The organism is bacterium (genome assembly GCA_035528375.1).
Taxonomy (GTDB): domain Bacteria; phylum RBG-13-66-14; class RBG-13-66-14; order RBG-13-66-14; family RBG-13-66-14; genus RBG-13-66-14.
Genome location: DATKYS010000070.1, coordinates 1 through 7025 on the forward strand (window position 1 = coordinate 1; position 7025 = coordinate 7025).

The 7025-nt window shown below is 70.0% G+C and carries 7 protein-coding genes; 4 read left to right on the top strand and 3 right to left on the bottom strand.

The genetic code is table 11. The features are described 5' to 3' along the window. Positions 1 to 226: 226 nt before the first annotated feature. The 3 genes from VM054_05065 to VM054_05075 all read right to left on the bottom strand — a co-directional run bounded on the left by VM054_05065 (position 227) and on the right by VM054_05075 (position 4129). Positions 227 to 1285 carry an ATP-dependent 6-phosphofructokinase gene (locus VM054_05065; GenBank protein ID HUT98431.1) on the bottom strand — a complete coding sequence of 353 codons (1059 nt, stop codon included), beginning with the start codon at positions 1283 to 1285 and terminating at the stop codon, positions 227 to 229. A gap of 85 nt (positions 1286 to 1370) precedes the next feature. After that, on the bottom strand, positions 1371 to 2540 hold the full coding sequence (locus VM054_05070) for a glycosyltransferase family 4 protein (GenBank protein ID HUT98432.1): 1170 nt from the start codon (positions 2538 to 2540) through the stop codon (positions 1371 to 1373). Continuing rightward, positions 2540 to 4129, bottom strand: coding sequence for an FAD-binding protein (locus VM054_05075; GenBank protein ID HUT98433.1), 1590 nt, complete (start codon positions 4127 to 4129; stop codon positions 2540 to 2542). Before VM054_05075 ends, VM054_05070 begins: the two co-directional genes overlap by 1 nt. 184 nt (positions 4130 to 4313) lie before the next feature. Here VM054_05075 and VM054_05080 point away from each other — a divergent pair, with 184 nt between their 5' ends. The 4 genes from VM054_05080 to VM054_05095 all read left to right on the top strand — a co-directional run. After that, complete coding sequence (locus tag VM054_05080; protein HUT98434.1) at positions 4314 to 5402, top strand: redoxin domain-containing protein; 1089 nt, start codon at positions 4314 to 4316, stop codon at positions 5400 to 5402. An 89-nt stretch (positions 5403 to 5491) separates the two neighbouring features. Further along, positions 5492 to 5974 carry a hypothetical protein gene (locus tag VM054_05085; protein HUT98435.1) on the top strand — a complete coding sequence of 161 codons (483 nt, stop codon included), beginning with the start codon at positions 5492 to 5494 and terminating at the stop codon, positions 5972 to 5974. A 6-nt stretch (positions 5975 to 5980) separates the two neighbouring features. Continuing rightward, positions 5981 to 6781, top strand: coding sequence for a 16S rRNA (adenine(1518)-N(6)/adenine(1519)-N(6))-dimethyltransferase RsmA (gene rsmA, locus VM054_05090; GenBank protein HUT98436.1), 801 nt, complete (start codon positions 5981 to 5983; stop codon positions 6779 to 6781). Further along, positions 6768 to 7025 (top strand): NAD(+) synthase (locus VM054_05095; protein HUT98437.1); only part of this gene is annotated, 258 nt, incomplete at its 3' end. The genes rsmA and VM054_05095, both read left to right, overlap by 14 nt.

A 7025-nucleotide genomic window follows, 5' to 3' on the forward strand; every position in this document is an offset into this window, starting at 1 on the left:
AAACCGCATCGTTCTGTGGTCCGCGAATTGCGATGACGTATGGGCGGGTGTCCACACCCGCCCGTTTATTTCTAAGGCAGCCCTCACCCTCATTCCCGTCGGCGCGCCGCTCCCACGGGGAGAGGGGGACCGTGGGCTACCGCTTCCACGTTCGTTACCCTTACCCTCACCCCTACCCTCTCCCTAAAAGGGAGAGGGGATAGCTGCACCCTCCTCCCCGGGTCGGTTAGTAGTAGAAGTTGCGCGCCAGGTCCAGAAAATCCTGGTCCAGCTTCTTCGTCACGCTCACCGCGTCGGTTATCTCCACCGGGACGATGGCGTTGCCGGCCAGGGCGACCATGTAGCCGAATTTCTTGGCGGCGATCAGGTCCACCGCGGCCGCGCCGAAGCGGGTGCCCAGGATGCGGTCGTAGGCGCAGGGGGTGCCGCCGCGCTGGAGGTGCGAGAGGACCACGTGGCGGGTCAGGTCCCCCGCCTTGCGGCCGAACTCGGGCGCCAGCGCCTGCCCCACCGCCTTGGAGAGCTCGAACCCGATTCCGCCCAGGTAAACGTGGCCGAACTCGTCCTTGGGCAGGTCCTTCTGGTACACCTCGCGCCCCTGCCACTCGGCCCCCTCGGCCACCACCACCACGGCGTAGCGGTACCCCGCCTCCCACCGGCGCCGGAGGCTCCACAGGACCTCGTCCAGGCTGAAGGACCCCTCGGGGGTGAGGATGTAGTCCGCCCCGCCGGCGGCTCCGCCATAGCCGGCGATCCACCCCGCGTGCCGGCCCATGGCCTCGACGATGAAAATCCGCTCGTGGCTCTTGGCCGTGGTCCGCAGGTCGTCCAGGGCGCACATCACCCGCTCGATGGCGGTCCAGAAGCCGAAGGTGAAGTCGGTGCCGGAGAGGTCGTTGTCAATGGTCTTCGGCGCGCCGACCATGGGCAGCCCGCGGTCGGAGAACTGGCGCGCAACTCCCAGGGTGTCGTCGCCTCCCACCGCCAGAAGGGCGCCCAGCCCCAGCTCGCCAAAATTCCGCTCGCAGGCCGGGACCTCCTCCTGGGCATTCTTGCCGAAGGGATTGGTGCGGCTGGAGCCCAGAATCGTCCCGCCGAGGGGCAGAATCTCCTCCACCTCGGCGAGGCCCAGGGGGACCGTGTCGCCGTGGACCAGCCCCAGCCACCCTTTTCGTATCCCCAGGAACTCGTAGTCGTGAACGGTCACGCCGCGGCGCACGGCGGCCCGGATGACGGCGTTCAGGCCGGGGCAGTCGCCCCCGCCGGTGAGGATGCCGACGCGCATCTTGTCCAAATTCACACCCCCGGTTGCGGGTCAATGCCCTCGGGCGGGTACAAGGATACCGGGGCCTCCCCGGGGCGTCAAGGCCCTAGCCCCGGGCGGCCTCGCGGAAGTACTCGGCGTAGAGTCCGGCGATGACGGGCAGGCTGAACAGACGGGCCCTCTCCAGCCCCCGACCCGCCAGGTCGTCGCGCAGGTCGGGCTCCGATTCGAGCCTCTGGATCAGCTCCGCCAGCTCGGTGTATTTACCCGGCGTGAAGTACAGCCCGGCGTCCCCCACCACCTCGGGGATGCCTCCCGTCGGCGTGGTGATGACCGGCTTGCCGCACGCCATGGCCTCCAGGGCCGCCATCCCGAACTGCTCCTGCCAGCGCGGCGCGGGCAGGGAGGGCTGGATCAGGCAGTCCACGCTCTGCAGGAGCGCGGGCACCCGGTCGTAGGGAATGCCCCCCATCAGGCGGACGGCGTCGCCCAGGCCGTACAGGCTGATCAACCGGCGCAGCCAATCCCCGTCCTCACCGGTGCCGACCACCGCGGCGGAAACCCGCACGCCCCGGAGCCGCAAGGCATGAACGGCGTGGATCAGGTCCCGCTGCCCCTTCTCCCAGGTAAGGCGGCCCAGGACCAGCACCAAAAAGCTCTCCGGGTCGGCGGCCAGCTCACTCCTGAGAGACGGCTCGGCTTCCCCGGGGCGGAAACGCTCCAGGTCCACGGCGTTCCCGCCCACCCGAATCCGCTCTTCCTCGATGCCCTCCTGCCGGCAGAGCTGGGCCGAGTACCGGCTGACTGCGATGAAAAGCCCCGCCCCACGGCGCGTCTCCTCGATGAAAGCGCGGGCCTTCGGTTTGTAACCCCAGATGTGGGGGAGGTTCTCGTGGACCGTCACCACCACCGGCGGCGCCAAGCCTCGGCGGTGGGCGCGGACACACTGCCAGGTGAAGGGGTAGTGGATTTCAGCCGAGCGGATCAGATCGAAGTCCGTCAGGTGGCGTTCCAGCCCATAGCAGTACTCGCGCTCGAAGCTCCGGCTGATCAGGAGGTTTCTCGGCCAAAGGCCGCTCACCAGGTCCCCGATGCGCGCCGTGCCGCGCAGACGGATAAGCCCGAGCGGATAGCCCTCGGGGATGGGGGATCGGTTGTCGCGGCGGAGAATGCAGCTCTGCCGGAACCCCGACTCCTCCAGGGGAAGGAACTTGGCCATCAGCCAGGTCGAGAGGAGATCGCCGCGGACGTGCAGGAGTTTCAAAGGTTGCGCCATCAGTTCGTCGCCGGTTCGCCGGTCTTGGGGTCCAGGGCGGAGCGGAGGAGTTTACTGCCCCCGTGTTCACGGTCGCCCCGCAGGTGTTCCACCAGGGCCTGGGCCACGAGGAGCCGGTTCCGGGCGCGCAGGCACAGCACTGCGTCGTGGTTCGAGCTACAGACGAGGAAGGGGACCTGCTCCGCGAGCCGGTCCAGCTCGGCCCGGCATTTCTCCAAAAGCTCCGGCTCGATCCGGAACCCGGCGGACTGCCCCCCGGCGTAGGCGTCCATCACCCGCCGCATCCGCAGCTCGAGCTCGTGGGGGTCTATGCCCTCGCCCACCCGTGAGAGGCGTAAGAGCGGCTCCTCGACCCTGCGGCTCTCCGAGACCAGCCACTCCTCGTCGAGCTCGGCCCGTTTCAGGCGCTCCAGGTCGGCGGCGACGGTCTGTGCGGCGAGGAGCGCCTCGGCGAAAACCCCGACGACGCCCTTACCCGGCGTCCCCCCAGCCGTCTCCCCGGCAGCGTAGAGGCCGGTCAGGGCGGTGCGCCGGTCCGGGTCCACGGCCACGCCGCCCGGCGAGTCCAGCCCCCCTACGGCGGGTTCGGACAGGGCAATTTCCAGAGGCTCGTCCCTGGGCGACACCCCCTCGGCCGCCCAGCACAGCGCGGCCACGGGGTGGCTCTCCAGATAGCGGGCGACGATCCGCTTCGCCTCCCGGGCCGACAGGCCGGTGGTTTCGATGCGGCACGGACCGAGACCCGCCGTTTCCGCTTCGAGCACCGCCGCGGCCAGCCCGTCCGCTCCCGTAAATGGCAGCGCCTCGCCCCGCGCGTTGAAGACCGGCAGGCCGTACTCCTCGACCAGAATCTCCACCGGCGCCCGGGAACCGGCCAGGACGGCGGTTTGCGAGCGGTATTCCAGCCCGGTGAGCTCCACCCCGGCCCTCAGGGCCAGGGCCAATCCCGAGCCGTCGTTGAACGGCGACGCCGCGCCGCGGTGGGGGCTCGATTCCGCCAGGGGGGAGCGGTAGAGGCCCGCCGTCGCCCCGGCGGCCAGGAGCACCGCCCGGGCGCCGACGACGTGAAAGACGCCGCTGCGGACGTGGAATCCGATGGCGCCCGCAATCCGCCTGCCGGCCACGCAGAGGCCGGTGGCGGCGACGTGCTCGAGGGTGTCCACCCCGGCCTCGACCAGTCCGTGGGCGAGGAGCGGCTTCAGGTCCCCACCGCGGCAGGGGACGCCCCACCGCCCGGCCCGCGCGGGCTCGGAGCCCTTCGTCTCCACGGGCAACCCCAGCCTGGTCAGACGGCCGAGCACCTCGGCGCCCCGCTCCAGCAGGGGCCGGACCATCGTCCCGTCCACCGGCCCGCGCCCGATTTTCCCCAGGTGGGCGAGGTAGGACTCGACGGACTCGTCCTGGTGGAGGTAGGGGGAGAGAACGGCCAGACCGGTGCCGAGCCGCCCGGAGCGCTCGAGGGCGGCCTGCTCCAGGAGAACGACCCGCAGGCCGGGCTCGAGCTCCTTCAATCGGAGCGCGGCCAGGCAGCCCGCGGCCCCCCCGCCGAGAACCAGTACGTCGCACTCCGCGCGGATGAAATCGGCCATGTCGCCGCTCCGGGGACCTCGGGTCAGGTCAAGTCCCATCGCTATCATATTGCAGGGCGGCGGTTTGCGTCAAGGAATCCGTTCCGGCATTAATTTTGACGAAGTGGAATTATTAACACTATAATCCTATCGTATTAATAAACAACCAACCGATCATGACCCCTCGTGAAAAAGGGAGCGCACCATGAGGCTGAAATACGCCCTGCCCCTCGCGCTGACCCTCGCCGCGACCGTGACCTGCGGCGCGGCCGAGACCGAAGGAGAACCGATGCCCGGCAATCCCGCCCCACAGATACCGGCCTACGGTCCGGACCGCTGGATCAACTCCGAGCCCCTGACGATGGAGGCGCTGCGCGGACGGCTGGTCCTGGTGGATTTCTGGGAGTACACCTGCGTCAACTGCCTGCGCACGCTGCCCTACCTGAAGGAGTGGCACCGGCGCTACGCCGACCTCGGACTGGTCATCCTCGGGGTCCATGACCCGGAGTTCGAGTTCGGCCGCGAGCGGGAGAACGTGGAGCGCGCGGTGGAGGAGCTGGGGATCGGGTGGCCGGTCCTATTGGACAACGACTTCGAGCTCTGGCGCCGTTACGCCAACAACTGGTGGCCGCGGAAGATTCTCGTCAACCCCGAGGGCGTCATCATCCACGACCACATCGGCGAGGGCGGCTACGGGAAAATCGAGGAGGTCATCCAGGAGGAGATAACCAGGCTCAACCCCGGCGTGGCGCTGCCGCCGATCATGGAGCCGGTGAACCCCCACGACCGTCCCGGCGCCGTCTGCTATCCGGCCACGCCGGAGCTCTACGCCGGTTACGCGCGCGGCCGCTACGGCCACCCGGTGGAGATGGACCTCGAGGCCCGCTACGAGCCGGTCACCCCCCACGAGGTGCACAGGGCCTACCTGGAGGGCGACTGGCGCGTGGAGGACGGCCGGCTGCTCCACGTCTCCGAGGCCGACCCACCGGGCGACCGCGTCGTCATCCGCTGTCGGGCCACCGAGGTCAACGCCGTGCTCCACCGCGAGGACGGCGTACCGTTCCGGGTGTACATCGTCGTGGACGGCGGGCCAGTCTCCGAGACCGACGCCGGGGCCGACGTGAAGTGGGACGACGGCGGGCGCAGCTTCGTGGAAGTGGACGCCGGGCGGATGTACCGCCTCCTCGACGCCCCGACCTACGCCGACCGCGAACTGGCCCTGTACGCCACGGGCGACGGCTTCGGGCTGTACGCCTTCACCTTCGGCGCCTGCGTCGAGAGCCCGGACGAATGACACGATCACCCGCGACGGACCCCGAAGCCCACCTTTCACCCGCGCGGGCGTAGTGCTATAATCATCGGAGCATCAACCCGGGAGGCGGCGTGGCGACTAATGTCCGCGAAGCGGTGGAGGTTCCGGTGGGGCCGGCGTCGCCCGGCGTCCTGCGCGCCCTGGAGCTCCTGCTCCTGGCCTTCGCCGGCTACTTCATCCTGGCGTACCTGCGGCCCGACCAGATGGCCGACCCGGTCTGGGCCTGGGTTTACGGCGCGTGGGCCGTGCTCACCCTGCCGCTGACCCTGCGGTGGGTCCTGGTGGGCGCGGCGGACGGACGGTACGCGAGCTGGGGCAGGCTCGGCGTGTGGCTCTTCCGCGACCCGCGGCCGGACCACGGCGCGCGGGGCTGGCTCCTGGTCGTCGCGCTGGCCGGGCTGGTCGTGTACCCCCTGGCCGGCGGCGTCTTCCGCCTCCTCACCGCCGCTTTCTCCCTGCGCATCGTCGTGGCACTGGCCGTGCTGGTCGGGCTGGTCCTCGTGGACCGGCTGGTGATCGAGCCTCTCGCGCGGCGCCACTGCGGGAGCGGTTGAACCGCGATGGTCGGACGCCCCAGGCTCGGCCAGCATTTCCTGCGAGATGACCGGGCGGCGCGCCGAATCGCCGCCCTCGTTCCATCGGGTGTGCCCGTGGTCGAGATCGGTCCCGGCCGGGGGGCGCTGACCGGTCTCCTGGCGGAAAAGGCGTCCGCTTACACGGGCGTGGAGCTCGACGGCGACCTGGCCCGGAAATTGGCGGAGCGGCTCGCCGAACGCTTCGGCGACCGGCCGGGCTTCGCGGTGGTGGAGGGGGATTTTCTCGACTACGAGCCGCCGGGGCCGGAGCCGCTGTGGCTCGTGGGGAACATCCCCTACGCGGTTTCGTCCAAAATCGTCCAGCGGGCCACCGGGGAGCGCCGATACGCCGCCGCCGTGCTCATGTTCCAGCGCGAGTTCGCCGCCCGGCTGACCGCCCGTCCGGGCGATTCGGCCCGCGGCTCGCTGTCGGCGTACGTCGCCTACCACTGGGAGGCCGGGACCGCCTTCAAGGTCAAGGCGGGGAGCTTCTCCCCCCAACCCAGGGTGGACTCGGCGGTGGTCGTCTTCCGCAGGCGGGAGGTCCCGCCGGTGGAGGTGGCCGACGAGGAGGCGTTCTTCAAGCTGGTCCGGGCCGCCTTCGCCCGGCGCCGCAAGCAGCTCGGCAACGCCGGGGTCGAAGGTTTGAATATGACCCGGCCCGAATGGTTGGAGGTCCTGGAGCGGGCCGACGTCGGCCGGGGACGCCGGGCCCAGGAGCTCTCCCTGGAGGACTTCGCCCGGATTTATAACGAATTACGCGAGGTGGGCGGTGGCACGGGGTAGGCGTTTCGAGCGCGATTACGGGAAGCTGGCGGAGGACCTGGCCGGCTGGATCGCGGGTTACGTCCGGGGGGCGGGATTCTCCGAGGTGGTCCTCGGCGTGTCCGGCGGGGTGGATTCCGCCACCAGCGCCGCTCTGGCCGCCAAGGCCCTCGGCGCGGGGGGCGTCCACGCGCTCCTGTTGCCCCACGCCGAGAGCGACCCGGACTCCGAGACCGACGGCCGGCTGGTCTGCGACCAATTGGGT